The organism is Aquimarina sediminis, assembly GCF_002895435.1.
GTDB classification, from domain to species: Bacteria; Bacteroidota; Bacteroidia; order Flavobacteriales; family Flavobacteriaceae; genus Aquimarina; species Aquimarina sediminis.
On sequence record NZ_POYJ01000004.1, the window covers coordinates 271508 to 298500 of the forward strand.

Annotated in this window: 30 protein-coding genes; 8 read left to right on the forward strand and 22 right to left on the reverse strand. The window is 31.8% G+C overall.

The genetic code is table 11. The features are described 5' to 3' along the window. Positions 1-135: 135 nt before the first annotated feature. Positions 136-1293 (reverse strand): hypothetical protein, encoded by a 1158-nt coding sequence (locus C1X07_RS12020; RefSeq protein ID WP_103070260.1) that lies wholly within the window; start codon positions 1291-1293, stop codon positions 136-138. A 238-nt stretch (positions 1294-1531) separates the two neighbouring features. On the opposite strand from C1X07_RS12020, the gene C1X07_RS12025 reads away from it, so the two are divergent. From C1X07_RS12025 to C1X07_RS12040, 4 genes are all read left to right on the forward strand, one after another. Further along, entirely contained in the window at positions 1532-1981 is a 450-nt protein-coding gene (locus C1X07_RS12025; RefSeq protein WP_394335668.1) for an RNA polymerase sigma factor, read from the forward strand. A gap of 145 nt (positions 1982-2126) precedes the next feature. Further along, positions 2127-3038, forward strand: coding sequence for a FecR family protein (locus C1X07_RS12030; RefSeq protein ID WP_103070262.1), 912 nt, complete (start codon positions 2127-2129; stop codon positions 3036-3038). A gap of 7 nt (positions 3039-3045) precedes the next feature. Further along, positions 3046-5598 carry a TonB-dependent receptor plug domain-containing protein gene (locus C1X07_RS12035; protein ID WP_103070263.1) on the forward strand — a complete coding sequence of 851 codons (2553 nt, stop codon included), beginning with the start codon at positions 3046-3048 and terminating at the stop codon, positions 5596-5598. 82 nt (positions 5599-5680) lie between these two features. Then, positions 5681-6784 (forward strand): C1 family peptidase, encoded by a 1104-nt coding sequence (locus C1X07_RS12040; protein WP_103070264.1) that lies wholly within the window; start codon positions 5681-5683, stop codon positions 6782-6784. 73 nt (positions 6785-6857) lie between these two features. On the opposite strand, the gene C1X07_RS12045 is transcribed toward C1X07_RS12040, so the two are convergent. After that, complete coding sequence (locus C1X07_RS12045; RefSeq protein ID WP_103070265.1) at positions 6858-7277, reverse strand: nucleoside-diphosphate kinase; 420 nt, start codon at positions 7275-7277, stop codon at positions 6858-6860. Between the two features lie 314 nt (positions 7278-7591). Between C1X07_RS12045 and C1X07_RS12050 the strand changes: the two genes are divergently transcribed. The 3 genes from C1X07_RS12050 to C1X07_RS12060 are packed head-to-tail and all read left to right on the forward strand — an operon-like array spanning position 7592 to position 10296. After that, complete coding sequence (locus C1X07_RS12050; RefSeq protein WP_103070266.1) at positions 7592-8608, forward strand: DHH family phosphoesterase; 1017 nt, start codon at positions 7592-7594, stop codon at positions 8606-8608. Next, positions 8605-9156, forward strand: coding sequence for a gliding motility-associated peptidyl-prolyl isomerase GldI (gldI, locus tag C1X07_RS12055; protein WP_103070267.1), 552 nt, complete (start codon positions 8605-8607; stop codon positions 9154-9156). The genes C1X07_RS12050 and gldI overlap by 4 nt, the downstream gene beginning before the upstream one ends. Positions 9157-9168: 12 nt before the next feature. Beyond that, entirely contained in the window at positions 9169-10296 is a 1128-nt protein-coding gene (locus tag C1X07_RS12060) for a peptidylprolyl isomerase (protein ID WP_103070268.1), read from the forward strand. Between the two features lie 103 nt (positions 10297-10399). Here the strand turns inward: C1X07_RS12060 and C1X07_RS12065 are convergent, their stop codons facing one another. The 20 genes from C1X07_RS12065 to C1X07_RS12160 all read right to left on the reverse strand — a co-directional run bounded on the left by C1X07_RS12065 (position 10400) and on the right by C1X07_RS12160 (position 25724). Continuing rightward, positions 10400-11023, reverse strand: coding sequence for a hypothetical protein (locus C1X07_RS12065; RefSeq protein WP_103070269.1), 624 nt, complete (start codon positions 11021-11023; stop codon positions 10400-10402). A gap of 2 nt (positions 11024-11025) precedes the next feature. Further along, on the reverse strand, positions 11026-11715 hold the full coding sequence (locus C1X07_RS12070; RefSeq protein WP_103070270.1) for a HupE/UreJ family protein: 690 nt from the start codon (positions 11713-11715) through the stop codon (positions 11026-11028). A 12-nt stretch (positions 11716-11727) separates the two neighbouring features. Next, positions 11728-11934 (reverse strand): hypothetical protein, encoded by a 207-nt coding sequence (locus C1X07_RS12075; RefSeq protein WP_128755262.1) that lies wholly within the window; start codon positions 11932-11934, stop codon positions 11728-11730. A 188-nt stretch (positions 11935-12122) separates the two neighbouring features. Next, positions 12123-12776 carry a hypothetical protein gene (locus tag C1X07_RS12080; protein ID WP_103070272.1) on the reverse strand — a complete coding sequence of 218 codons (654 nt, stop codon included), beginning with the start codon at positions 12774-12776 and terminating at the stop codon, positions 12123-12125. A gap of 95 nt (positions 12777-12871) precedes the next feature. After that, positions 12872-13546, reverse strand: a complete 675-nt coding sequence (locus tag C1X07_RS12085) for a LytTR family DNA-binding domain-containing protein (RefSeq protein WP_206604234.1) — start codon at positions 13544-13546, stop codon at positions 12872-12874. Positions 13547-13965: 419 nt separating this feature from the next. Further along, a complete protein-coding gene (locus C1X07_RS12090) occupies positions 13966-15123 on the reverse strand; it encodes an acyl-CoA dehydrogenase family protein (protein WP_103070274.1) in 1158 nt (385 codons plus the stop codon). A gap of 50 nt (positions 15124-15173) precedes the next feature. After that, positions 15174-16007 (reverse strand): DUF2306 domain-containing protein, encoded by an 834-nt coding sequence (locus C1X07_RS12095; RefSeq protein ID WP_103070275.1) that lies wholly within the window; start codon positions 16005-16007, stop codon positions 15174-15176. Positions 16008-16122: 115 nt separating this feature from the next. Further along, entirely contained in the window at positions 16123-16584 is a 462-nt protein-coding gene (locus C1X07_RS12100) for a hypothetical protein (protein ID WP_103070276.1), read from the reverse strand. 119 nt (positions 16585-16703) lie between these two features. Then, the gene (locus C1X07_RS12105; RefSeq protein ID WP_103070277.1) at positions 16704-17378 is read right to left on the reverse strand and encodes a DUF4386 domain-containing protein; all 675 of its coding nucleotides are present in this window, start codon (positions 17376-17378) and stop codon (positions 16704-16706) included. Positions 17379-17460: 82 nt separating this feature from the next. Beyond that, entirely contained in the window at positions 17461-18018 is a 558-nt protein-coding gene (locus C1X07_RS12110) for a GIN domain-containing protein (protein WP_103070278.1), read from the reverse strand. Continuing rightward, positions 18005-18385 carry a GntR family transcriptional regulator gene (locus C1X07_RS12115; protein ID WP_103070279.1) on the reverse strand — a complete coding sequence of 127 codons (381 nt, stop codon included), beginning with the start codon at positions 18383-18385 and terminating at the stop codon, positions 18005-18007. The genes C1X07_RS12110 and C1X07_RS12115 overlap by 14 nt, the downstream gene beginning before the upstream one ends. A 3-nt stretch (positions 18386-18388) precedes the next feature. Continuing rightward, on the reverse strand, positions 18389-19141 hold the full coding sequence (locus C1X07_RS12120; protein ID WP_103070280.1) for a hypothetical protein: 753 nt from the start codon (positions 19139-19141) through the stop codon (positions 18389-18391). Beyond that, positions 19125-19976 carry an ABC transporter ATP-binding protein gene (locus tag C1X07_RS12125; RefSeq protein WP_103070281.1) on the reverse strand — a complete coding sequence of 284 codons (852 nt, stop codon included), beginning with the start codon at positions 19974-19976 and terminating at the stop codon, positions 19125-19127. Before C1X07_RS12125 ends, C1X07_RS12120 begins: the two co-directional genes overlap by 17 nt. Positions 19977-20251: 275 nt before the next feature. After that, on the reverse strand, positions 20252-21490 hold the full coding sequence (locus C1X07_RS12130) for a pyridoxal phosphate-dependent aminotransferase (RefSeq protein ID WP_103070282.1): 1239 nt from the start codon (positions 21488-21490) through the stop codon (positions 20252-20254). A 175-nt stretch (positions 21491-21665) separates the two neighbouring features. Continuing rightward, entirely contained in the window at positions 21666-22034 is a 369-nt protein-coding gene (locus C1X07_RS12135; protein WP_103070364.1) for a DUF3703 domain-containing protein, read from the reverse strand. Positions 22035-22141: 107 nt separating this feature from the next. After that, positions 22142-22945, reverse strand: a complete 804-nt coding sequence (locus C1X07_RS12140; protein WP_103070283.1) for a helix-turn-helix domain-containing protein — start codon at positions 22943-22945, stop codon at positions 22142-22144. A gap of 5 nt (positions 22946-22950) precedes the next feature. Next, positions 22951-23229, reverse strand: a complete 279-nt coding sequence (locus C1X07_RS12145) for a putative quinol monooxygenase (RefSeq protein WP_164914149.1) — start codon at positions 23227-23229, stop codon at positions 22951-22953. A 61-nt stretch (positions 23230-23290) separates the two neighbouring features. After that, positions 23291-23674, reverse strand: coding sequence for a nuclear transport factor 2 family protein (locus C1X07_RS12150; protein WP_103070365.1), 384 nt, complete (start codon positions 23672-23674; stop codon positions 23291-23293). A gap of 101 nt (positions 23675-23775) precedes the next feature. Beyond that, positions 23776-24063 carry a YciI family protein gene (locus tag C1X07_RS12155; protein WP_103070285.1) on the reverse strand — a complete coding sequence of 96 codons (288 nt, stop codon included), beginning with the start codon at positions 24061-24063 and terminating at the stop codon, positions 23776-23778. Positions 24064-24263: 200 nt separating this feature from the next. Further along, positions 24264-25724: an aminoacyl-histidine dipeptidase gene (locus C1X07_RS12160; protein WP_103070286.1), complete on the reverse strand. Its 1461-nt coding sequence runs from the start codon at positions 25722-25724 to the stop codon at positions 24264-24266. A 138-nt stretch (positions 25725-25862) separates the two neighbouring features. Between C1X07_RS12160 and C1X07_RS12165 the strand changes: the two genes are divergently transcribed. Beyond that, a complete protein-coding gene (locus tag C1X07_RS12165) occupies positions 25863-26942 on the forward strand; it encodes a DUF3810 domain-containing protein (protein ID WP_103070287.1) in 1080 nt (359 codons plus the stop codon). Positions 26943-26993: the final 51 nt, after the last annotated feature.

Genomic DNA, 26993 nt, shown 5'->3' on the forward strand with positions numbered 1-26993 from the left:
ATATACTTACCTAGTAAACAAAAAAATTCCCCAAAAGCATGGCCGCGCTTCCAGGGAATCAACCTAATTAATCTAACCTAACTAACTTATTATATCACTTACACGTTTTTCATAATAGAAAACCTGTATCTATTTTTAATCAAATTCTATCACAACACAATATGTAATACCGTTCGGACAATTTGGAGTCTCAATCGTCAAACAAATTTCATATTTCCCCGCTCCGTCAAATTGGTAATAAAATGGATTATTACTTGGAGAATCTTCAGATTTACCTACATGTTTTCCATTCACAGACCATTCTAAAGTAACATCATCAATTCCCTCAAATGCTCTCGGGTAAAAATAATATGCAGCATTATTACCATCTCGTTCTGCTTCAAAAAACAAATCTGGGCACTGGCCTACTCTTATTTCTTTACAATACCTTACTCCTTCCGGACAATTTGGAGTGATCACTTTTAGACAAACCTCATGAATCCCTGGTTCAAATTGATATTCTAGTATCCTATTACCATCAACCTGGTCGTTTGGAAATTCTACAATTTCTCCATTTACATACCATAATATTTCACGAACCTCATCTGTTTCTTTTAGGTTTGCTTCAAAAAGATAAGTGCCATCTGTTCCTGGTTTTATTTCTTTAGAAAAAGAAATTTCAGGACAAAGTAAATCTGATTCTCTAATCTCAATTACTTTACAATATGATGTTCCTTCAGGGCAATCAGGTGTTTCTGTTTTAATACATACTTCATATCTTCCTGGTTCTTTAAAATTCCAAATTAAATAGTTTCTCTCATCCGGAGCAGAATCCTCTACCAATCTATCATTAATAAACCACCCATAAGACACTCTTTCTATTCCTTCAAAATCAGCAATAAACTTATATGTAGCTCTTCTTTCATGATGTCTTGCTTTAAAAAACAAGTCTGGACAAGGGTCATTTGCATCTCTTTCGACCTCGATTTCTTTACATACTTCTATAGGACAACTATCATCAGCTACTTTAACACAAACCGTATGCTTTCCCGGCTCAAATTTATAATCCAAAATCTGATCAATTAGATTATCCAGATTTCCTGTGTCAATTTCTTCTCCATCTATTGTCCAAGTAAGTCTTACATCATCTAATCCATCGAATTGCGCGGCAAAACGGTACACTGCACTTCCTGGTTCATTTTCAATTGTAATATCTATTTCTGGGCAACCATCAAATTCTTCATTCAATTCACAAGAGGTAAATCCCAATAAAAACATAAATATCAACGTATACCAAACACTAATTTTTTTCATCACAAAATAGTTTTAGGGTTACTAATTTTTTTCTCTATTTATTTTTTGGCGCCTCTTATTAGTGAAACGACTCAAAAAAAAAATACCCTACCCCTCACTTTCATTTTATTTTTTTTGATAGATTGAAAAAAAAATCTAGCTTTGATAACATATTCTCACACCCCTAATGTCTGATAATAATAACTCTACATGCAACGAAAGAGCTTTCGACCAGTTTTTCAAAAGTCACTCCCAACTTTTGAGAAACTATATTTATTATAAATTTGGAGACCTTGAACAAGCAGAAGATATTGTTCAGGATTCCTTTATTAAATTATGGAACAATTGCTCTAAGGTTCCGTTAGACAAAGCCAAAAGTTACATTTACACTATTGCTACTAATCTCGGTATTAGCAACACCCGACATCAAAAGGTAAAATTCAAGTACAGAGATTATATTACACAACGCAAAACAGATGTCAATAATGAATCTCCAGAATTTATTGCACTTGAAAAAGAATATATGGAGAAGCTAAAAAGTGCAATTGCAGATTTACCCGATCGACAAAGAGAAGTATTTCTTCTGAGTAGAATTGACAAAAAAACCTATAAAGAAATTGCTGAACTATCAAATGTTTCTGTTAAAGCAATCGAAAAATTAATGCATAAAGCACTGGTTACTTTACGAAAAAAAATAGGTAATATATAGATAAGTTGATTTACATATACCTCTATAGAAAAGTATTATAATAAATATGAAATTATAAAGTTTAAAAATAAGAACTTAACTTTTTTTACTCTAAAAAGGTAGGGTAACTAGAAAGTAAAACGTTCACATTATATATACCACAGTTATGTTAGACGATAAAAAAGACGATATATTCTTATCCAGATGGGTTAGCGGAGAGCTTTCTGAGAGAGAACTTCGTGAATTTAAGTCACATCCAGAGTATGAGTATTATGTAAAAATAATGGCTGGAGCAGATGCCTTAGATCTAAAAACCTATCCTGTTGAAGAAGAACTGTCTACAATAAAATCAAAACGTACCACTACAGTAAACAAAAAACCTGGTTTAACTATCAAACTATGGCCTTATCTTGCCACCGCTGCATCAATTGCCATTATTATTGGGATATTCTTATTTAATAAAAATGAATCTTTCACTGCTAATTATGGAGAGCAACTTACTATAATGTTACCAGATGGTTCTGAAATGATGCTAAATGCAAAATCTATTGCTAGTTTTGATAAAGATAACTGGAGTGATAACAGAACAATAACTCTAGAAGGAGAAGCATATTTTAAGGTTAAAAAAGGCAATAAATTTACGGTGATTACCAAAAATGGAGAAGTATCTGTTCTCGGTACTCAGTTTAATGTACAATCACAAAACACCTATTTTGAAGTTACCTGTTATGAAGGTAAAGTTCGTGTCACTGATAAAAAAAGAAAAGAACTTCTTACTGCTGGTAAAGGATATAGAAATTTGGGAAGTACCTCAACAGAGACTTGGAGCTTTGAAGCTATAGAGCCAAGTTGGCTTACTCATACAAGTTCGTTTAGAAGCGCCCCGATAAAATATGTATTTAATGAGCTTGAAGAGCAGTACAATATACAAATCAAAACTATAGACATAGACCTCGAAACTATATACACAGGAACTTTTCCTAATAAAAATAAAGAAGTTGCCCTTAGAACAGTTTTTAGTACCTTAGGCATGGAGTATAGCGTATCGCAAGATGGCAAGACCGTGGTATTAGAATAGTAGTAGAATGACAAGATTTTTATGGGTGTGTATTTTATTATATAGCATATCTGCTTTTTCTCAAGAAAAAGCAAAAATTGTTCGTATAGATAACCAACCATTACCTGAAGCCATTTTAATTATAGAAGAATATTATAATCTTAAATTTTCTTATATAGATGCTTTAATTCAGGACAAAACCGTATCTCTATCTTTAGACACCCATCTTTCTTTAAAAAACCTTACAAAAAAACTACAGGAACAAACCCAACTAAGGTTTAAAATTACCGGAAAAAATTATGTAACTATTAGTTCATTTAACAAAAGAGATAATGTATCTATCTGTGGATACATATTAGACAAAGATCAAAAGCCACTCAAAGATATTGGAGTATTTTTTAAAACTAATCGTATCAATATTACAACAGATAAAAACGGATATTTTGAGAACCAAGAAGTGCCTTATAATTCTGTTATTTTAATTAGTGCTCCTGGATTTCGCCAAAGAGTTTTAAATTCTAAATCGTTTTTAACACAAGAATGTCTCAAAATATACCTCATTCATGATACCAATGAGGAAGTTCTGGATGAAGTTCTCATTCAGGAATATTTAGCAAAAGGAATTACACAAAATAAAAAAGTAATACATATCGATTTAGATGATGTCGAAGTTCTTCCTGGTAGAACAGAACCTGATATTTTGCAAGCTATACAACTTACGCCTGGTGTTAACAACCCTTTTGAAACTGCATCTGGTCTATTTGTAAGAGGAAGTGTTCCTAATCAAAATCTGGTTTTATGGAATGGTATAAAAACCTATCACCAAGGACATTTATTTGGTATGTTATCTGCTTTTAATCCATATGTAGCCAAAAAAGTTAATTTTTCTAAGAGCGGTGTTAGTGCTAAATATGGAGATAGAATTGCAGGCATTGTAGATATAAAATCAGAAAACCAAATTACCAGACGTTTTACAGGAGGAGCAGGTTTTAATATGATCAACGCTGATATAGTAGCACATATTCCGATCATAAATGATAAAGTATCACTTCAGGTATCTGGAAGAAGGTCATATACAGACCTTTTGGAAACATTTACTTACAAACAATTCTCTAATCGTGTTTTTCAAAATACCAAAATAGCAGAAACAGTAGATCTAAACGATGAAGAAAATGATTTTTTCTATGCCGATTATAACGCCAATCTAATTATACAGCCATCTAACAATGATAAAATAGAGATTAACACTATTTATAGTAAAAATGATTTAGATTTTAAAAGAAGTGATGCTATAGAATCTTTTAATGATGACCTTACAACAGAAAATGAAGGATATAATATTAACTGGAGTCATCAATACGGCGACAATTTTACTACCAAAATAAGTGGATATTACACCAAATATCTTTTAAATTATCAGTTTATCACTAGTAATATGGGAGTAATGACCGAGACCGAAAGTAAAAAAAATAGTGTAGGAGATTCTGGAGCTGAGTTTGGATTAACCTATAAACATGACTATCACAACCTATCTGGAGGGTATCAATTCTCTAATAATAATATTAAATACGCTTTTATAACTACAACTCCTAGTTATGAATTGATTTTGGATGAAGATGACCGTTTTTTAAATACACATGCTGCATATACCGAATATAAATTTGAAATTCCAAAAAACTTTTATATTTCTGCGGGGTTACGGTTTAACTACTACGCTGAACTTGACAAAACTCTAATTGAACCCAGAGTTTTTATACAAAAGTATCTTACCAAAGATTGGAAGATTAATACCAGTATAGAATATCGAAGTCAGGCAACCAGTCAAATTCGTGAATCTGTAATAAGTGATTTATCTTTAGAAAATCAAGTATGGACATTAGCCAACAATGATCAGTTTCCTCTAATTACAAGTTATCAATATACATTTGGAAGTAGTTTTAGAAAAAATAAATGGTATCTCGATATAGATAGCTATTATAAACAGATTGATGGCATTACTACACTTACTTCTGGATTTATCAATCCTATTGACAATACATACCATATCGGAGAAAGTAGGGTATTCGGAATTGATTTATTCCTGAAAAAGAGATTCAAAAAATATAAAACATGGGTAAGCTATTCTTACATCAATACCAGTAACACATTTGAAGATATAAATAATAATGAATCCTTCCCTGGTAACTGGAATATTGAGCATACTGTAAAATGGTCTCAATTTTATAAAATTAACAACTTTCAATTTTCTCTAGGCTGGATATGGCATACTGGTAAAGCATTTACTAATATATCTGGAGTCGATGAAAGTGGTGACATTGTAATTTTAGAATTTGATGAAATAAACAGTAATAACCTTCCAGAATACCATAGATTAGATTTCTCTGCAATTTATGATTTTAAGATCGGGAATAGCTCTGACATCAAATACCGTCTCGGATTCTCTGTACAAAACCTCTACAATAAAAAGAACTTATTAAATAGAGAGTTTAGAACTACCAACTCTCTTAATAACCAATTTATTAATTCGGATATATATTCGTTAGGGATCACTCCAAATATTAGTTTTAGAGTCTTTTGGTAAGGAAAATATCTTTTTTGTAATGCTATTTTCAAATTTCATCAATTTACTCGTACCTTCATCGCCTACAAATTATATATAACTAATGAAAAAAATTGTTTTTATTGCCTCTCTATTTTTGTCTGTAAGCTATGCGCAAGAAATACATCCTGATTACACTATTACCGACACAGTATCTCATCAATGTACCCCTGTAATTAGTCAAGAAAATACAGGTACTTGTTGGAGTTTTTCTACGACTTCTTATATCGAGTCTGAGATCGCTCGTTTAGGAAAAGGAACCTATGATTTATCTGAACTATACCAAGTAAGAAATACTTATACTGATAAAGCCCGAAATTACATCTTAAGACAAGGAAAAGCTCAATTTAGTGAAGGGGCGCTTTCTCATGATGTCATAAACTCTATTCGCAATCATGGTATTGTTCCTGATACAGTATATACTGGTCTATCTGATAATCCTACCAATCGTCATGATCACAGTGAATTAATCAAATTATTAACGAGTATGGTTGATAATGCAGTGAAACACAAAATTCTTTCAAAAAACTGGTGGAAAAGCTACGAAGCAATGTTAGATATTTACCTCGGCGAAAGACCTTCAACATTTAATTATGAAAATAAAGAGTATACTCCTGTTGAGTTTGCAAAAAAACTTGGAATAGAGGCAGACAATTATATTACATTCACCTCTTTTACTCATCATCCTATGTATAGTAGTTTTATTCTTGAAATTCCTGATAATTTCTCTAATGGAATCTATCATAATGTAAAATTAGATGAGCTACAACAAATAGTTGATTATGCGCTAAAAGAAGGATTTACTATTGCTTGGGATGGAGATGTTAGCGAGATTGGTTTTTCTCAAAAAAATGGCTTAGCAATTCTTACAAACAAAGAGGAGAGTAAAAATATCTTCAATCAATACAGTGAAGAAGAAAAAGTAACTCAAGAATCCAGACAAAAAGAATTCGAAAACTACAATACTACAGATGATCACTTAATGCATTTGGTAGGTAAAGGTGTTGACAAAAAAGGAAAAACCTACTATAAGATTAAAAATTCCTGGGGTACCGATGGGGCTCAACAAGGATACCTTTATATGTCTGATGCTTATTTTAGAATGAAAACCGTAGGGATACTACTTCATAAAGATGGTGTTCCTAAAAACATAAAAGAAAAGGTTTAATCTGGATTAAACCCTACAAAAAAACCGTCTGTAACTTGATACTACAGACGGCTTTTTTATACTAAAAATCTTATTAGAATTGCTCTCTTCCAGAAAAGTGGAAAGCTCCTTCTATAGCTGCATTTTCATCACTGTCACTACCATGTACAGCGTTTTCACTAATTGAAGTAGCATATTTTTTACGAATAGTACCTTCAGCCGCTTCTTCTGGATTAGTCGCTCCTATCAAAGTTCTAAAATCTTCAACAGCATTTTCTTTCTCCAAAATAGCTGCTACAATAGGACCACTAGTCATATACTCTACCAATTCTCCATAAAAAGGACGCTCTTTATGTACTTCATAAAATGCTGATGCATCATCTGTAGTAAGTTGAGTTAATTTCATTGCTACAATTCTAAATCCTGAAGCTGTGATCTGCTCTATAATTCCACCAATATATCCTTTTCTTACCGCATCCGGTTTAAGCATTGTAAAAGTTCTGTTTGTTGCCATCGTATATTTTTATTGTCATACTTCTATAAACAGAAGTATTTCAGATTATTATTTGGGTAATAACACCCTATTTTTTTAAAATTTTGTGCAAAAATATAGATAAAAGCATCAAAAACAAGAATTATTTATAGAAACTATCTAGCTGACTTCACTTATAAATAATATCATAAAACTAGAATCAAACATTTTATACTTGTTTAGTCTTTAGAATATGATAATTTATCTACACCCTTTACAATCTATAAATCAACCATCTTACAAAAAAAATCATTCTAATCCCACCCAAATATTATTTATTGTATCTTCGCCAACCTATGAATATTGACGAAATAAACAAGATAAAAGGGTTACTATCCACATCCAAAAACATTGTAATAGTAACACACAAAAACCCTGATGGTGATGCTGTGGGATCAAGTCTAGCACTATACCATTATCTTAATGCTTACAAACATAATGTAACCGTTATTACACCTAATGATTATCCTGACTTTTTAAAATGGATTCCGGGACAGGAAACTATTATTAAGTTTGATAACAATGCTCATATTGCTAAGTCCAAAATAGAGGAAGCAGACCTTATATTTACCTTAGATTTTAACCATTTTTCCAGAAGCGGAGATATGGAAAAAACTTTATCTGTAGCAGAGGCAACTTTTGTCATGATTGACCATCATCAACAACCTGATAGTTATGCCAAATATATGTATAGTGACACGGGTATGAGTTCTACATGCCAAATGATATATCATTTTATCGAAAAACTTGATGATATAGAAAAAATCACACCAAAGATAGCGACCTGTATTTATGTAGGAATGATGACAGATACTGGGTCGTTTAGATTTAGATCTACTACCAGTACTACTCATAGGGTGGTTGCTGATTTGATTGATAAAGGAGCAGATAATACCTCTATCCATGAAAAAATTTATGATACCAACACACTCTCTAGAATTCAATTAAAAGGTATTGCATTAAATAATCTAAAAGTATTACCAGAATATAATACAGCATATATCACTTTATCTCAAAAAGAGTTGGATCAAAGTGATTTCAAAAAAGGAGACACAGAAGGTTTTGTAAATTTGGGGTTATCTATTACCGGGATCAAATTTGCTTTGATTTTTATTGAAAATAAAGGGGATGAAATTATTAAAATATCCTTACGTTCGAAAGGTGATTTTTCGGTAAACGAATTTTCAAGAAATCATTTTGAAGGTGGGGGGCATCATAATGCCGCAGGAGGAAGAAGTAATCTTTCTTTATCCGATACTGTTGAGAAATTTATTAGTATCTTACCATCTTATAAAAATGTCCTGAATCAATGAGATTAGTCTTTCACACACTCTGTCTTATCTTCTTATTTTCTTCTTGTAAAACGCCAGAAGCTCGTAAACCGGTTAACATTAAATCAGGTTCTTTTATTGATGAATCTATTAACCGAAATAAAGAACTTGCAGCCAAAGAAGAAAGTAGAATTCAAAAAATTATTAGCACAGATACCATCAACAATTATATAACCTCTCAAACTGGGTTTTGGTATTTTTACTCCAAAAAAGATACATTATCCAGTATCACTCCCAAATATGGGGATATGGTAACTTTTAATTATAATCTAAAAGATCTAAATGGTAATGTGATTTATTCAAAACAAGAATTAGACACTATCACGTATCGGATAGATAAAGAGGAACTTTTTTTAGGTCTTCGAGAAGGATTAAAACTTATGAAACAAGGCGAAATCGTAACATTTCTTTTTCCTTCTTATCAAGCATATGGATATTATGGTGATGATCACAAGATAGGAACAAATATTCCGTTAATAGCAGAAGTAACACTCAACACAATTACTAAAGAATCAACAACAGAAAATTAATTACCAACAAAAATGAAAAAATTAAACTTATTATTCCTAGCTATTATTGCATTAGCTTTTAACAGTTGTAACGAAAAATATCCTGAGTTGCAAGATGGTGTTTATGCAGAAATTGTAACTAACGAAGGTACCGCAGTAGCAAAATTATACTATGATCTTACTCCAATGACTGTTGCCAACTTCATATCTTTGGCAGAAGGTACCAACACCATGGTTGACAGTACATATAGAGGAAAGAAATATTATAATGGAATTATATTTCACAGAGTAATCAAAGATTTTATGATTCAAACAGGAGATCCGTTAGGAACGGGTACTGGTGATCCGGGATACAAATTCCCAGATGAAATTGTAGACTCTCTTTCTCATAAATCAAAGGGAATTCTGTCTATGGCAAACTCTGGACCAAACACTAATGGGAGTCAGTTTTTTATCACTCTAAAAGAAACTCCATGGTTAAATGGAAAACATACAGTCTTTGGAGAGGTCGTTATTGGTCAGGATATTATTGATAGCTTAGGTGTTGTAAAAACAGGACCTAGAGATAAGCCTGAAAAAGAAATAAAAATGCTTGAGGTTAATATCATTAGAAAAGGTAGTGATGCAAAATCTTTTGATAGTGAAGTCGCTTTTACTGATAAATTAAAAGTTATTGAAGAAGAAAAAGCCAAAAAAGAGCAATTAGAAAAAGAAAGAAATGAAGCAATTGCTGCTAAATTCAAGGAACTAAAAGCTACTGCTACAAAACTGGAAAGTGGCTTAGAAATCGTATTTGTTAATCAAGGAGAAGGAGAACAGCCAAAACAAGGGGATATCGTTAATGTAAATTATGCTGGGTATTTTGGTGATGGAAAAAACTTCGATACTAATATTGCAGAAAAAGCTAAAGAACTAGGCACTTTTGATGAGCGTAGAGCAGCTGATCCTAGAGGTTATGCTCCAATGCCTGTACCGTATTCTCCGGATGCAAAAATGATTCCTGGTTTCAAAGAAGGTGTGCAAAAAATGAAAGTTGGAGATAAAGCTATACTTTTTATCCCTTCGCATCTTGCATATGGAGAAAAAGGTGTTGGTCCAATACCACCAAACGCTGATCTTATTTTTGAATTAGAGTTAGTAAACATTCAAGGCAAAGAATAGTCTAGCAACCTGATTTGTTAGACATAAAAAAGACGACTCGATAATATCGAGTCGTCTTTTTTGTATATGAATTGTTTTTATTATCGTACGCTCTTAATATTACTTACTTAGCGAATAGTTCATATTCTCCTTTTAATCTAATAGTTACGGTAACATCATTTTGGTTATTGTTTCTAAAATACCAACCATGTTTTCCTTCAAAAGGAATAGTTATTGTTCCTGCCATATTATTAGAATATGCCAGTGTATAACTTTCATAAAACACCTCTTTTGGCGGGTCATCTTGTTTTACTTCGCCATGAAAATCAATATATACAATCTCATCACCTATAGTAGTCCATTCATATTTTACACTACCATATTTTAATGCTTTAAATTTATATTCTATACCTTTTCCTGCTGGTACAATAACTTTTATAGTATCAGTACGCTCTAAGAACTGTTCTGCCGGGGGAGGGTTATTTGCTTCGATAGGTTTTGGCACGCTAGCAGGGGATCCCAGTTTTTCTAATTTTAATTTCTTAAAACTTAATTGCGGTTCTATTTCAGGAGCTTCTTTTACATATAATTTACTAAATCCAAAGATTTTCCCTGTTCCCAGCAAATCGATATTGTATTCTGCCGGTAAAACGGCTGTAACCAAAACAACACCTCCAATCAAAAGAGCAATAAAAGTAGATTTTATTAATTGTTTTTTACCCATTACAGGTGTATTCTCGTTGATCATAATTATGTATTTACAAAATATCCAGCCAATTGATAGCCTAGCAATAGAAAACCTGAAGCCATAAGAGCTATATTGGTAAGGTTAGAAAATTTAATGTAACTATCATACTTTCTCCAAACGGCTAAAATCAAAAGCACAAAGCCCAAAGCTAAAAATTGCCCTATTTCGACACCCAAATTAAAGCCAAGCAGATTAACCAAAAGACCTTCTTTATCAAATTTAAATTCTTGTAGTTTGGTTGCCAGTCCAAACCCATGAAACAGTCCAAAAATCAATACGGCAATTTTGGTATTAGGTTGTTTTCCAAAAAACTGCTTAAATCCACCCAAATTATCAAATCCTTTGTATACGATAGACAATGCTATAATTGCATCAATTAGGTATGCATTTACATTAATATCTGCCATTACTCCCAGCAATAGTGTAAGACTATGACCAATAGTAAAAAAGCTTACATACATTACTATTTCTCTGGTTCTATACAAAAAGAAAATAACCCCTACCAGAAAAAGCAGGTGATCATATCCTGTAACCATATGCTTTGCTCCTATGTATAAAAATGGTCCAAAAGCAACACCTTTATTTCCTAACAAAAAAGATTGTGTTTCATCATCAACACCATGTGCAAATGAAGTAAAAGAAACCAAACATATTATTAAAAATACAGTGCGTGTAATTATGTTTTTATACATCAATTATTTGTATTAATGTGCATGTCCATGTTCTTTTACCTGCCTAATACTATCTAACCTTCTTTTTTCGGCTTCAGAGACAACTTCTTCTTTGGTGGTTTCTTCTTTAGCTTCTATTTTGGTTTCTGCATTTTCTTCTTTTTCTTTTTTCTTATCTGTACAAGCAACTAAGAATCCTAACGCTGCCGCCACAATAATTATCGATTTTTTGAACATCATAATATGTAATTAAAATTTATAATTTTGTTAAACTTCTATACAATAAAACATTAGAAAATGTTCGGTTTGTATGTCGGCTAAGGTACTGTAAAAATCTTTTTTTGACATAGAATTTCCCGACTTTGACAAAGATTATAGTACAAACCAACAAAGCCAGGAAATCCAAAGGGGGTAAACATATTTCTATACTAAAAATCACCAAATTTTATGGAAAAAACCCCACCAATAGAAGAGAGGTCATCATTACTATAGACCCCTGAGCCAATACCAGATGCTATCCTATAATTTACCCCCAATCCAACACGAAGTATTTTGAAAACATTAAGTTCTAATTCTAAACTAGGTTGTATCACTAATACATGATCAGAAATTCTAAAATATTCACTCCAATATTCATCCCAATTATTATCATAATCTTCAAAAGAATCATAATCATAGTCACGTCGTTTTCCAATTCCTCCCCATCCTACCATAAGAGAAGGGGTAAGATGTACTCTAGACTGCCAATCAATGATATATCCGGCAAAAATCCCCCCGTAGTTAAAATTAAGATCTCTATCCCTCTCTGCTTTATGAGAAATATCTGTGATTAACTGATTCCCTTCTAGACCAAAAATCACTTTATTATTAATAATGACCCCTCCTTTTCCTCCAAAAAAAATGGCAAAATCACCGTCTACTGACGAAAAATTTATACTGGGACCCCCGAATCCACTTATTTTTGGGTTTCCAGAGCCAAACATGGTTTTCATACCATCTCCTTCGCTATATTGTTCTTGTGCCGATGTAATGTGAGCAAAAACCACAATACAAAGAGCCAAAATTATCCTTCTTCTTATCATATTAATTAGTAAATAGTTTATAAATCTTGGTGCAAGGTTAAGAACAGAATCCCCTAGTTATCAATAGAAAAAGCAGTAATGGGATGAATAGACGTCTATTTGTGACAATTAGACGATAGGTTTTTAAAAACAGTATTAAATTTTTCAAATCGATTTCTTGAAACCGGAACAACATGGTCTACTCCTTCAAAGAATAGTTGATAATTACGAGCATTCCCTTTAGAGTTTTTTATACGTCTTATATTTACCAGATAGGATCTATGGGTTCTAATTACTTGCGGGAATTCTGCCAGGGTTTCTTCTATCTTATGGATTGAAAACCTATAAAATAATTTTACAAGCTTGTTATTTTCTATTGTATATATTTCGATATAATTACCATCTGATTTTATAAATAATAAATTGTTTAAATCAAATTGTATATCTTCTTTTAGTGTATTAGAAGGTAAATGGATGATCTTCTTTTCTATTGTTTCTTTTTTATTTTCTAACAGGCTTTTTAATTTTTGATTATGCTGAAGCGTCTGTTTTAAATTTGATTTTAACTTAATTGTATAATCAACCCATACGATAATGGATGAAGGAATAAAACCAATAACAAAAGTCGATACTGTTATATGTGAAAAGAAAACCAATGACAAAGTAAAAGAGATGTCTTTGGAGATAAGGATTAGAAAAAAGTAATTACAAATAACGATTCCAAAGTGTAAAATAGAGATAACACTTAATTCTTTGGATATTGTCCAGTTTTCTTTTTTTTGAGTCGACAAAAATGTCCTTGGTAAATAATCAAGTATCACAATTATACACGTAAATGTAATTACGGCTAAAACAATCGAGATTTCTGTTTTATATAACCTAAAGTATCTTTGGTCTGGATCATCAAACCATAATTGATTTATTAAAAAGATATAGACTGCAACTGATATTGCAACTATTATGTTTCTTTCAAAAGAATAATTAAACGGATAGGGGTTTTTTAATATTTTTAAAATCATTTCAACACAAAGTTCCTCGTTTTTATCAACCTATCTTAAAATGTAATAATTCCTATTTCGGTCCCAAGGTAACAGAAAACCAAATATAATTATACTATAAAAACAAACATATTATTTTTGGAGTAACATTAATATATTTACAAGCTTTTTTAACACTACAGACATAAGTAATATTCCGATAGTTTTAGTTTTTAATCATCCATAAACGACGTACTAAAATATTCCTTTATATCTATATCAGTCATTGGTTGTAGCGCACCAAACACTATTTCTTTATAAACTTTATCTGTTATAGAGTTAGGACTCAAAAAATGTGATCCCATCAAGTGACGAACTCTTGTAATAATTTCTTCAGAAAAATGAGTAGAAAAATACTTTGACAATACCGAGGCTTCAAACATCTTTTCTAATGATGTCTTATTTCCTTTTTGAAAATTTGAGATTGAAGTTTCGGCTACCTTGCACAACTGGCATGCTGCTTTATATTTAAGCATTAACTCTCCCAAACTATCTAAGAAATTTTCTGATTCAGATAACCTTTTCCCATTTTTAATCTTTTCTTTACTAAACTCTTTTAAACACTTAATAACCCGAAAAGTTGCTCCCAAATAAGGTGCGGATACCAAAGCCTGAAACCAAGATCTTTGGTAAACTAATATCTCACACCTCTCTTCTATCGCATTATCTAATTTGATAACATTTGCACTATCTACTTGAAGGTCTCTAAACTTCACTGATTTTGTAAGCGACCCCAACATTGTATCCCCAAATGCGGTATCATAAAACTCAATTCTGCTATCTTTTGCTGGAACAAAAAATACTGCTTTTGCATCTTCTTGCAATTCTGCCGTGAATACCAAATAATCTGCCACACCAGACAAAGACATATATGGTGCTTCTCCATTTATCACATAATCTCCTTTTTCTTTTTGTGCCACAATATTTTTTTTATTTGAAATGCCTTCAAATGTTCTTACAGATCCAGTATTTGCTATTAAAAGCTTTTCATTTCTGATCTTTTTCAACAAAAACTCTCTCTTCCAATATTGTGTACTCTTTTTTGAAAATGGATAACAAGATAGTGATGCCAACACATAATAATGCATGGATAATGCCACTGATACAGGGATCGACATCCCTCCTATTTCATGTAAAATTCTAAAACACTCTTGATATACAATTCCTGTATTTTTTTCATAGCATGGTATAAAAGGTAAATCGGTAGTTTTTATAAAAGTATAGAACTTCTCATATTCCTTACCTTTTTCGACTTCTATTAATTTTTTAACTATTCTTTCTAATTCACTTTCTTTATTCTCTTTTCGATTACCTTTTATACTATTACTCATTTTTTACTTTTTAAACATTAAAAATTCTTTATACCCATAAAAGCCATTAGTTATAAATTGGGTATCCAAAAAATCTGAGCCGCCATAAAAATTCCAGCCCCGGTTAAAAGAGTCAAAATAAAAAGCAAGACAGACATCATATATTTACCCAACATACTTCCCTTTTCTTTCGCAAATAAATAGAGTTCGAGAAAGAGTAAGGGTAATAGATAATCTCCCCAATACAAGAACATATCAAAAGGTCCTGTAAGATCTTGGGTTGATCCGGGAGCACTCCCATTATTTAGAAAAATCCACAATCCAAATCCTATTCTAAAAAACCATACTCCACTCACAACCAAAAATGTACGAAATGCCCATCGCCGATGTGCCACAAAATTTTTACGAATTGCAGTGCGTATTGTAATTACCGAAAAGACTATAATTAGTATAGCGTTTCCAGAGATGGCAACCTGACCAGAGAACCCTCCTACAAGAGCTTCTCTACTCCATACCATATAAAGTCCACCAAGACTAATTACAATTGCTGTAAAAATATAGGCTCTACCGTTTATTCTATGGAGCAAAGGGAAGCGTTTTTGTATCATCGGAATGAATTGTATTGGTCCGCCAAACGTAATTATAAAAGCTAGTAATATATGCAGGAGTACAAAAGCATTACCCATATAATCTCCATCTATAAAACCATGAATCATTCTCTTAGTCCATTTTACAAAATCTCCTTCGATGGCACTGCCTCCATAAAAAATTGCTATATAGTACGCAAATAACCATTGCCCTATAACAGCCACCAAAAACCAAAAGGTCGCCGATGTATTTATCATTTTATTAGCTTTTAATGCTCTAATATTCGTGGCATTAGTGTTTTGATTTATTAAATCCATTGTGTTCGTTTTTTTTGATTGATGATTGATGATGAAACAGGCTCATGCTATTTCGATTGATGTAGTCTTAGATATGATTAAAATGTTATCATAACATTGGATATCTATTTTTAAATTATTTCCCGAGTTTAAATTTAAAAAGGTGCTTTAGATAGTTTACATATACAAATCCCCAGGGAATTGCGATAAGATCAATAGGAATTGCAATAAGAAACGGTCTTAGGAGTCCTTGTGAGGTAGCATCCATTTGTCCGGTTGACCACAAAGGATAGGCTATTGCAATTAACCATACTGATTTGTAAAACAACTGTAATATTAATAAGGGTAGCATTTTTAAAGGATAGCGTATTCCTAACCCCATTAGTGTCGCATAGGCTGCCCAAAAACTATAGGTAACCCCATCATACGCTCCCCATACTTCACTTGGGCTAAAAATTTCTGACCATGTAGAATATCCCAAAGTTGTAAAAGTAAGAAGATAGATACTCCTCATGATATAAGATCTTAATTTTGATACCTCTTTATATTTGGCATTCTCAACTGTTGATACACTTGTAACTTCTTTTTTTGAATTCATAATGTTCGTTTTTTGATTGATGATATTAAAGCAGACCAGAGTCTTTTATAGGCATATTGATAAATAGCCATACCTATAAACTAAATGTCTGCATGCAATACGATAATAAGGTTAATTATTTACTCATTTTTTGCTCCCATGATCAAGAGCCATAAACAAGTACCTATTTCTCCGATACTGGCAGGTAGCATTATAAAAGAAGGAATGTCATAATCAGGGAATAGTATTTTACCAGAAACCATAGCTAAATAACTAAAGCATCCAACCATAAGGAATACTCCTAAGATTTTGGGAAGAAAACCTGATTTAAAAACCAAATACCCAAATGGAAATAACCAAAGCCCCCAAAATACCTCAACGATAAGAATTCCATTATGGTAAGACTCAAGAAGTAACATTACTTGTGTTTGAAGCTGATCAACACTAAATATCTTTAAATAATCATTTCCACTGATCAATGTAAGAACATCTACCTTGTTTTGTATATTTAGATAAGATATAGGAACACTAACGATAGCCAATATCACCATAAGCATAGCATAATTCTTATTTACTTTTTTAAGTAATTTATACAAAACCAGAGGTAAAGCTATAAAACACACATAACAAATTAACCCACTAAAAATCCCAATTCTATATAGTGATTCTGAAGCGACAATATTATTAAATGTTACTGATGGATTATCCCAAACTATAAGTTTTGACGGGACATACATCAGACTTAATATCCCTGTTAATACTATAATAAGATATAGTACTCCGGCGATTCTGGCGGTCTTTTTATTTGATTTCATAATGTTCGTTTTTTGATTGATGATGGTTTGATTGATGATGATGATGTTTTCTTTTCTATTGTCTTTCTCTAGTCATATTTTTTTAGTTTGAAAAATCAATTTTTTTACTATCTCCAGTTAGTTTCACTTTAGCTCCAGAAACAGCAACACAAGTAACCGATTCATAGGACAACTCCAATCTCCCCTTGCTATTATTGCTAAACTCTAATTCCAAATCTTTTCCCGATACTATTGTTACGGTTTCAAAATATCCTCGGGAACTTACTTTTAAAGAATCGAGTTTATCATTAGAAATAAATACTCGCACAGTATCTTTTTCTTTCTTTTTTTCGGTTTTTGATATAATTAATTTTTTATTTTTAACTTCTGTTTTAATATATGGCAATAAATTTTTTGGTGCTTCTACTTTTATCTGGCTTATAGTATCTTGACGAAAGAAAACTTGAATCCCATCATTGACAGATATTTTCCTAAAACTCAAATTACTTCTTACTTCGGATACAATCTCATTACTTATTTCATTTATGTTATTCTCACTTGCTATTTTTTTTACATAACCATGTATAGAGAATTGAAATGCTGAGAAAAAAAAGATTATCGCACAAAGAATACCTAATAAGATCTTATTACTTGTTTTCATGATCTATATCATTTACATATTGATTATAAGAATTACTCATTTCTTCTAATTTGACATCCAGAAGTATCATTTTTTTAAATACATCAGGAAGCGTTAGCTCTATAAACTCTTTTCTTTTAATATCCAGAACTTTCTTATAGCCATTTTCTGAAACGAAATAGCCTATCCCCCTTTTATTATAAATCACACCTTCATCTTGTAAATAATTAAAAGCCCGTATTGCAGTATTAGGGTTAACCTCTACCATCATTGCAACTTCTCTTACAGATGGTATTCTTTCTCCTTCTGGCCATCTTCTTGCAAGAATGCTTTCATAAAAAAAGTCCACGATCTGTAAATAAATAGGCTTACTATTATCAAAATCCATTGGCTATGCCTCCTTTTCTGTTATTTTATAATATGTAGCCAAAAGTATCCCTATACCCAAAACAATAATCCAAAACCAGCTCCCTATCCCAGAAAAATCATTACTGGTTAGATCAAAAGCATCTGAAGCTAGTTTTTCTCCTGAGAAAACCTCATATCCAATATTGAGCACCCCAAACAGAATAAAATTATAAACCACCAATCCAAAGACAATCAACAAAATTGACAACAAAGTTTTACCAATTCTATTTTTACTAAATGTAACAGCGCCCAATAAAAATGTTGGCTGGATTAGAAAGTAAAATGCTACCACCTTCCAGTAATTTTCTGAAAATATTGGTACTACATGAAAATTTGCTTGAGACACTACGATACCGGTTACAATAGCAAATTGCCCTACCAAAAAACCGAATGTTGTAAAAACAACAGTATAGATAATACTTGTTGTAAACCAGGCTGCGGCTATTCTTTCATAAGATGAAACGGGTAATGAAAAATAAAACTGATTCGTTTTTTGACTATGAGCTTCTTTAAAAATTGTAAAACATAATAATAATCCTACAGGAATGTAAAACTTAAAAAAAACACTTACAAATTCATTCGGTGTTAGGTGGTAATCTTCTCTTAAGTTAAATAAAAATCCAATAAATAGTAGACCTCCAGTAACAGATAGTCCTGTGATTATTGTGCTCTTTAGTAATACAATATCTCTATAAATAAAACCGCCTATTCTTTTAATACTAAATTCTTGCGCCATGATATGCAGTATTAAGTGCATTATTAATTTGTTCTGGTTCACTTAGAACCGCATTAAACAGTAATTCTAAATCTATATCTGTTTCATCTTTATCCTGCTTATAAAGAACTGCCTTTCCCCCAAAAGTCATTTCAGAATAAATAACAGCATCTTGATCATGATGTTTTGGTTTTCCGAACCATAAATGCTCCGAAATAAAAGAAAGAGGTTTATCTATTACTACTTTAGATTGGTCAAGAATAATCACATGGTTTATTAGGCTATGTAAATCTCTTACCTGATGCGTCGAAATTATAATACATTTCCCTTGATCTACAGCTGAAGCCATAATTTTTCTAAACTGACTTTTTGATGGAATATCTAACCCATTTGTAGGTTCATCCATAAGTAGTAATTTTGTATTGGTAGCAATTCCAAAAGCAATGAATACCTTCTTTTTCTGACCAAAAGATAATGTGGATATTTTTTGATCGGGAGACAGTTTAAACTCTTTTATTAAGTCATAAAATTGATTCTTTGAAAATTTAGGATAAAAAGGAGCATTTATTTTTTCATATGTAGAAATTTTAATACTGGGTAATTCAAAATCCTCGGAAACAATAAAAATATCTTTAAGGCTTTTTACTTTTCTCTTAGAAGTAATTTCATTCAAAACATAACAATTACCAGCTGTCGGGAACAATAATCCAGCTATTATTTTCATTAAGGTACTTTTACCTTCACCATTTTTACCAAACAATCCATAAATATTCCCAGGAGTAAAATCCAACGAAACATTATCAAGGATTGTCCTACTTTTTGGATAGTGGAATTGTAAGTTATTAATCTCTACCATTATCAGTGTATTAGTTATCTAGTACACTACAAAATTAAATAAGAAAATGAATTAAACAAATATTTCCTTGTTTTTTTATTTAAAGTCCTTAATATTTCATGATATTGATTGTCAAATTTTTAGGCTTTATTCCTTATTGACAATCTTAGTAAGCTTGCTATCTTCGCAGTTATGATATCAATTTACATAATCTATAATTCCTTAAAGAGATTTAAGTTTTAAAAACTACAGAGCAATAGATTTTTAACAAAACTATTTACATTTGAATATCTACACTATAAGCTCTGTGTTTTAGCTATAATCCAATTACATATTTTTTCTATACCTTCAATAACATTAGGACAATCAGTACTTAAATCAAAGACTGCGCTGTTTACAGGTTCTTGAAAATCAACATATGCTAATCTCGCCGCCAAATATTCTTCCTCAAATCCAAAAGCTGAAGCAGGTAAAATTGCAACACCTGTATCGTTTAACAACTGTTCGCATAATTCAGTTGAGGTTCTAATACCGTAATACTCCAATTTTTCTTTATACAATGAAAAATCAGGAAAAATATAAAACCCTCCCTCTGGTGGGTGCACTTGTATTCCAGATAAGCTTAAGCGTTCTACACAAAAGTTTCCAATTTGCTTTAATATCTGTGTTTGCTGATCAATAAAGACTTTCATCTCATTATAATTCTTATATGCTGCTTTAGCCGCTACTTGTACAGGTGTAGGTGCACAAGAATAAGTTTCAGAACCAATTCCTATTAAAGTTTGTTTGAATTCTGGTTCAATGCTATCATAAAGTAAAGCTACACCAAAACGCCACCCTCCTGCTCCACACCATTTGGATAAACCTGTGGTAGTTATCGTTTTTTCCAGGTAATAATTAGCAAAAGAAAGGTGCGAACCGGTGTGATTAAGTAAACCATAGATTTCGTCAGAAATAACCAACATATTTAATATTTTTGCTACTTGAGCAATATTCTTAAGTTCATCCTCAGTATACGTCAAACCATCAGGGTTTCCTGGATAATTCAATATCATGATAGATACCTCATGCTGCTTATCTTTTACTGCATTATTAATAGTAGTGGGATGTACCCTCCATCTTTCTTCATAAGAAGTTTCTAGTTTTATAATATTGTGACCAGCAAGTTTTGCTTGAGGCGCATAAGAAACCCAGGCAGGAGTAGGAATAAATACATCCGCATTTTCAAACGTCATTAAAATATTATAAATTAATATTTTTGAGCCTGGTGCAATTAATATATTTTCTGGAGTTACGTGTAATCCGTTATGTACCTTATGGAATCTTGCTATACATTGCCTAAGCTTTATATCACCTTGCACCGACGAATATTCTTTATGATCTACAGCATTCTTTAAGGCTTCTAGAACAGGTTTGGGAGGCATGAAAGGAGATTGCCCAAATCCAAACTTGATTACTCTCTTGTTTTGATCAACCAAATTTTTAGACTGAGTATTGATAAGTAAGGTTTGTGATTCTTCTACTTGTCTGTACATAATAATTGTTTTTTCGGTTTTTACTTCTTCATTCCAATTCTTCCATATATAATTATTCCTCTAAACTTCTTTTTTTTGCACTTACCTCTTACTCTTTATGAATTATATTTTATACCTCTAAGGTAGTAGAAAAACGGCAATATATTTAGGTTGTCAAATTTTACTTTACTTTTTTCTACAAACCTACTTTGATGAAAATTTCTCTAATATCTTTTTCAATGGGTAAGGGTTTTAGCGGAGGTACATTTGCTCCTCCGGTATTTCCTATCGGGATTTTTCCCACAAAAGATTTGACTCCTCCTATTAACAACCTAGGGATTTGTCCTATAATTTCTTTGAAGCTTTTAATTTTAAAACCATAAAACAACATTTTCCAATGCACAAAACTATGTTCAAAAGGATATTTTTGCCCAAGCACATGTGCTCTTTCTAAATGATTCCATGCGCTATCCAAATTTCCGATCAGATATTCATAGTGATATGATTTCAATTCGAGCTTATAATACTGCTTTAGAGATTTTGGCATTCTGACGTATAATTTCATATCATTTTCGGTTTGCAATCTTTTCAAAAGTACAAGAAAAACGAGTATATCCTACCTAATACAAAACTTTGCAATAGATGTGCATTTTTTTACAATATTGTTATCTTTTATCTTCTTATTGACTTATCATAATAATGATTATCGTAATTGACTTGAGTAAAATACTGAGTAGGTTTCATTCCTACAAAAACTTGAAATTCATTAATAAAATGGCTCTGATCATAGTAGCCATTTTCTAAAGCTGTAGACAAATATTCGTCTTCTTTATTTAATAATATTTTTTTTATCGTAGCCTGGAACCTGGTAATTCGCTGGAATTTTTTTGGAGTTATACCGAATTGAGTTTTAAAATTTCTTTCAAATTGACGGTAGCTTAAATTCGTGATATCAGCAAATTCTTTTAAAGAAATCGTATTGTATTCTTGATATAAAGAATTAATAATACTATCCCATTTTTCATTTCTTTTATCATGATAACGGCACAAACATTTGAACAAAAACTTTTCTATTATTCTAATTTTTCCCTCTGTGCTTTGACAGTCACTTAAGATATCTAATAAACTTCTTCCTTCATCCCCCCAAATATCTTCTACAGAGGCGAATTGGTTATTCAAATCTGTATAAGGAACCGGAGAAAAATGACGAAAAGCCCCACTTCTGAATCTTACAGAAACAAATAAAACCTCATCAGATTTATCGACATTAATTATTGTATTTCTTGGGCAGATAACATGCGCATTATCACATTTTTGTTTGTTTACAGAAAATGGCGTGTTTATATGAAACAACAATTCTAGTCCCGTACCTGGCAACATAATAGGCAATCTATACTTTTCGGAGTGTTTTAAAACATAAATCCGATCAACGTATTTTGCCAGACGGGCACTAGATATGTATGAAGTTTTATTCATTAAAATTAGAAGTTTTCGATAACTGGCTCTTTGGTCAAAATAGATGACGCAAACGTAAGAAACTCTTTAAAATGATCAGAAGAATTATGTTTATCTACAGCTTCTTTATTGATATATTCTTCATAAAAAATAAAATCTGCCGAAGAATCTACCTCCTGAAACAAACGGTATGTTAAACACCCTTCTTCTTTATTACTATTCTGAACCATTATTTTTGCCTTTGCCAAAAATTGTTCTATACTTTCCTTTTGTACACTTAATCGTGCGATAACTGTTTTTTTCATAAGACAAATATATGCCCTTACTATGTACTGGTATTGTAGAAAAACGACATCATCGAAATAATCAAAACATAGTATTGGCATGCGCCATTTTTTCAGGAATTTGTTGGATTGCATCCCAATGTTCTACAATTTTTCCATTCCTATCAAATCTAAAAAAATCCATAGTTACATATTGATCATTACCTGGCCAAATCTGATGTGTATGCAAAGCAACTAATTCTCCTTGAGCAATACATCTAACAAATTCAATAGATTTATCAGGATATTCCTTATTCATTTTTTCAAAGTATTCAACAAATCCTTCTACTCCATCTTTAACATCCGGATTATGTTGTATATATTCTGATCCTACAAATAATTCTGTCGCCTTTTTAGGGTTTCCTTCATATGCCATTTTATAAAACTCAATGGCATTTATTTTATTCTGTTCCAGAATTTCATTCATAACAATTATGTTTTCAATTTTACTTTGTACCAAGGAGGATTCTTATATTTTTCTTTGATTAAAATAATAGAAATATGTCCTACTTAGAAGCTCATCCTCTTTTACTCTAATAAGCACTTTAGGTCATCACTAGTCATTGTGGGTATAAATTCGATAATCTCGTAATCTGCAATATCTTTTATGTAAAACGGGTCTTTTTCCAAAATTTCATCCAACTGTTTTCTTTCTTTTACCTTCGATAATATTATCCCTCCAGTTCTTGGCTTTTTTCTTCCTGATGCATGAAAATTTCCTAAATCGTATTGCTTCTTCAAATAACTAATATGATTATCTAATTCTTCTTCTACTTTATCCAAAGTCACCTTATATTTCAATGATATAACAAACATCCAATTACTTTTTTTACTATTTCAAAATTGAGATATCTATTTCTATTTTTTCAAAGTTTTGTCAATTTTATCAAAGTATTAACATTCATTTTTTATCTCAGATCCAATATGTTATTCTTACTTACAGCGGCAAACTAAAAAACCCAACTCTGTGTTCTGAGTTGGGTTTTTCATATAGTATGTAGTATTAAAAGTTATATTTATTTTTTAGGTATTTCCTTTAAAATTTCTTTTACAAATTTCCAATATTTTTGTACTGATGAGATACTAGCTCTTTCATCCGGTGAGTGTGCTCCGAGGATAGTTGGTCCAAAAGATATCATATCCATATTTGGATAATTTTGTCCCAATATACCACATTCTAACCCTGCATGACAAGCTGCTACATGAGCTTTTTCGCCATTTAGCTTTTGATACAACTCATCTAATACCTTTAATACAGGTGAATCCATATTAGGAGCCCAACCTGGATAATCGCCACTAGTTGTAACCTCACAGCCTGTTAATTCAAAAGTAGCTCTTAATTTGTTTGTTAGATCTTGTTTAGAAGATTCTACACTACTTCTGGTTAAGCATTCGATAGTAATATCACCACCTCCAATTGTCACCTTAGCAATATTATTAGATGTTTCTACCAGATCAGAAATAGATGCACTCATTGTATATACTCCATTATGTGCAGCATATAATGCTTTTAGAATACCTTCCTGAACACCTAATTCCATTACATCTGATGGTAAATCTGCGGCAGTCACTTCAATATTTAAATCTGGTTCTGTAACAGAAAATTCAGCCTTTATCGTTTTTGAAAGTTCTTCGATTTCAAATTCAAAAGCTTTTGCCTGCACTGTATCCACAACTATACTAGTAAAACTCTCTCTTGGGATAGCATTACGTAAACTACCTCCTCTTATCTCACTGATTTGTAATCCGAAATTTTCAAAACCATCAAATAATAGGCGGTTCATTATTTTATTTGCATTGCCCAACCCTTTATGAATATCCATCCCTGAGTGTCCTCCATTAAGTCCTGTAATAGATATAGTATACCCAGATTTACCTTCGGGAACAGATTCTTTGTTATATTTTCTTGTCGCAGTAACATCTACGCCACCTGCACAACCTACACCAATCTCATCATCTTCTTCGGTATCCAGATTTAATAATATCTCACCATCTAACCATCCGCCTTCTAATCCCATGGCTCCAGTCATTCCGGTTTCTTCATCAATTGTAAATAATGCTTCTATTGCAGGGTGAGTTATATCATTAGCTTCAAGAATTGCCATAATTGTGGCTACTCCTAGTCCGTTATCTGCTCCCAGCGTAGTTCCTTTGGCTCTTACCCAATCTCCATCTATGTACATTTCTATACCTTGATTATCAAAATCAAAATCGGTGTCAGAGTTTTTTTGATGCACCATATCCAAATGGGATTGCATTACTACCGTTTTACGATCTTCCATTCCTGGCGTAGCCGGTTTTTTGATCAAAACATTACCTACTTTATCGATTTTGGTTACCAATCCCAAAGATTCTCCAAAATCTTTCATAAATGCAATTACCCTTTCTTCTTTTTTTGAAGGTCTGGGCACAGCATTAAGATCTGCAAATTTATTCCAAAGGTTCTTAGGCTCTATAGCTCTTATTTCTGAATTCATAGCTGTACTGTATTTAGAAATGCGAAATTCTATATTTTAAATTAAGTATCAAAGTTTAAGGAGATCAAAGTACCATAGGATACTAAAAAACTCTTAATTCGTTATCCTTAATTAAGAAATGTAAATATCTTTACCCCTATGCAATCTAAGACAAAGCTTTATCTTACCATATTACTACCTGTTCAAATCATTTTGATTAAGATTGTTTCTTTTTTTCCTGAAATTATTGAACAACTATATAGCAATGGTCTGTTTGTTTATATATCCAAAGCCCTCCGTTATGTCTTTGGATGGCTCCCATTTTCTTTTGGAGACATTTTATATTGTGTTTTAATCATTCTGCTAATTCGTTTTTTGATTAAAAAAGTATTTACAAAAAATATTAAATGGAAAGAAGTATTGTTGGATTTTGGTGCTACCCTATCTATAGTATACGCTAGTTTTCATATACTATGGGGAATGAATTACTATAGACTTCCTTTACATGAAATCTTGAAAATAGATGATCAATATACCGAAGGTGAATTAGTTCAAGTTTCAGAAAATCTGATCTCTCAGGCCAATTTTTTACATTCAAGACTTGAACAAAATGATTCTTTATCTATACAAATTCCTTATGATAAAGAAGAAATCTTTCAAAAAACCATACCTGCTTATGATCAGTTACATAAAATATTTCCTGAGTTAAAGTATCACCCAAAGAGTATTAAAACTTCTATATTAAGCCTTCCTCTCACCTACATGGGGTTTAGTGGATACCTAAATCCTATTACAAACGAGGCACAAGTAAATGGATTAATTCTTAATTACAAAGCTCCAACAACCAGTTGTCATGAAGAAGCACATCAATTGGGGTTTGCAAAAGAAAATGAAGCCAATTTTATAGCCGCATTAACAACAATTAATTATGATGACCAATATTTTAATTACAGTGGGGTTACTTTTGCCTTAAAATTTTGCCTAAATGATTTATATCTGCGTAATGAAGAAAAAGCAATATGCCTTATCGAAAAATTAAGACCAGGTATACGAAGAAATTACCTCGAAGTAAACGAGTTTTGGGAATCATATGAAAATCCACTAGAGCCCATTTTTAAAAGTACTTATGATAGTTACCTAAAAGCCAATAATCAACCTGATGGTATAGAAACCTACAGTTATGTAGTAGCATTATTGGTTAACTACTATAAAACAAATCCTGTTGCTTATTTAGAATGATCATATTGCCTTGCTGTTAAATAAACCTTAATTAACAGTATGTTTTTAGAT